The sequence below is a fragment of the Streptomyces europaeiscabiei genome (genome assembly GCF_001550375.1).
GTDB classification, from domain to species: domain Bacteria; phylum Actinomycetota; class Actinomycetes; order Streptomycetales; family Streptomycetaceae; genus Streptomyces; species Streptomyces europaeiscabiei.
This window is the reverse complement of sequence record NZ_LRTR01000695.1, coordinates 1-1,921: the sequence shown is the minus strand read 5'-3', so window position 1 is coordinate 1,921 and position 1,921 is coordinate 1. Positions and strand designations below refer to the sequence as shown.

Here is a 1,921-nt window from a genome sequence, read left to right as displayed (position 1 = left end):
GGGCCAGCGCGCCGACGGCCGCGGCGTTGTGGACCCGGCTGATCAGCCCGGACTCGATCAGCGGGCCGATGCCGCGGCTGAGGAGCCCGGCCACCGCCGCGGCGCCCAGCGCCTGGGTGAAGGAGCCGACCATGGCCAGCGCGAGGAAGGCAGCGCAGCGGATCAGGAACAGCGCGCACAGCACTGCGCGGATGCCGTATCGCTCCGCGGCCCGGGCGATGGGCATGGCGCCCAGCAGCGAGGTCACTCCCGAGACGCCCAGGACCACGCCGATCTGCTGGTTGGACAGGGCGGCCGCCTTGTCGAGGAAGAGCACCGACAGCGACAGGTACAGGCCCAGGCCGACCGCGTCGCACAGGCCGACGGCGTAGAAGCGGCGGGCCGACGACGCGGCGGGCGGGGCGGCGGTGCGGTCAGTCACGGTCGGCTCCTGTCGTGGCGCCGTAGCCGGGCACCAGCCGGATGCCCAGGGCGCGTTCCACGCGTGCCGTGGTGGCGCGGGCGGCGGACACGTCGGGGGCGTCGACCATGAAGCTGGCCAGGTGCAGGGTGCGTTGGCGGCTCACCCGCTGGCCGGGGGTGAAGCGGGGGGAGAGGTAGACGAGTTCGGGGAAGTCCCGCAGCACCTCCTCGGCGGGCCGCTGCGCGGCCACCCGCCACAGGCCCGCCGGGATGGGCAGGAACCGCAGCAGTGCCACCCGGGTGAACTCGGGCAGCGCGGTCGGCGGCAGGCCCAGCGCGCTGCGGCCGATCTGGGCGGCGTAGTCGTAGCCGGCCGCGACCTCGAACATGGTGGGCAGCGGGCCTCCGGCGCGGGCGTTGACCTCGATGACCCGGGGGCCGTCGGCGCTCAGGGCGATCTCGGTGTGCACCGCGCCGCAGGTCAGCCCGATCGCCCGGATGGCCTGGTCGGCGACGTCGACGACGGCTTTGACGCTCGCCGCGTCCAGCCGGGTGGGCAGGACGACGCCCTCTTCGGCGTAGCCGTGTTCCAGGGGCAGCCGGTCGGAGACGGCGAGGTGGTGGGTGACGCCGGCGGCGAGCAGGGACTCCACGCTGCAGTAGGCCGCGTATCCGCTGTCGCCGTCGGCCTCCAGCGCCATCCGCTCCTCCAGCAGATAGGCGTCGTCGGACTGCAGGAAGGCTGTCTTCTCGGCACGTGCCACGGTGAAGGCGTGGATGAGTTCCGAGTAGGTGGACACCAGGCGCACGCACTGGCTGCCCGCGCCCAGCGACGGTTTGAACACCCCGGGCAGTCCGACGCGTGCGGCGGCCGCGGCGAGGTCCCGGTCGCTGGTGATGACCTCGAAGCCGGGCGAGGGCACCCCGTGCTCGGCGAAGACCAGGCGCTGGCGTGCCTTGGACTGGGCGACGCGCACCGCCTGGGGGGTGTTGCCGGGCAGGCCCAGCCTGCCGGCGATCTCGGCCTGGGGGCGCAGCAGCAGTTCGGAGTAGGTCACCACGCCGTGCAGCGGCAGCCGGGCGTGCAGCGCGGCGGCCGCCTCGACCGCCGCGTCCAGGTCGGCGGCGTCCAGGAACTCGCCGTGCAGGCCGCGCCGTTCCCAGTCGGCGCGTACCTCCTTGGAGGGCTGCCAGGCGGTCACGTACACGACGCTGACGGTGTCGCTGACGGTGGCCAGGGAGTCGAGGGCCTCGTCGGGGGCGTGGCCGCCAATCCCGGCGAGGAGCAGAAGGTGGGGGGAAGCCATGATGACGGGGCCTTTCATCCGGGGAAGGGCGGGCAGGGGGTGCGGAAGGACAGCAGTTCCGTGACGAGGTCGTCGAGTCTCAGGTGAAGGAAGTCCAGTGCCGCCCCGGGTGTCAGGTCCGCGGCGGTGGTGGCGATGTGGGTGGGCGCGGCCCACCCGCTGAGCGCGCGCACGACCGAGCGCAGCTGGTCGCAGGCGGTGCCGGCGATGTG

Annotated in this window: 2 protein-coding genes and 1 pseudogene; all 3 read right to left on the bottom strand. The window is 73.8% G+C overall.

The window, feature by feature from the left end; genetic code table 11:
* A pseudogene (locus AWZ10_RS34745) lies at positions 1–421 on the bottom strand (hypothetical protein); the annotation flags it as partial.
* Positions 414–1,709, bottom strand: coding sequence for an ATP-grasp domain-containing protein (locus tag AWZ10_RS34740; RefSeq protein ID WP_052769570.1), 1,296 nt, complete (start codon positions 1,707–1,709; stop codon positions 414–416). The gene AWZ10_RS34740 and the pseudogene AWZ10_RS34745, both read right to left, overlap by 8 nt.
* Before the next feature lie 14 nt (positions 1,710–1,723).
* Positions 1,724–1,921, bottom strand: a 198-nt coding sequence (locus tag AWZ10_RS34735; protein WP_159058454.1) for a hypothetical protein, incomplete at its 5' end; no start/stop codon positions are given.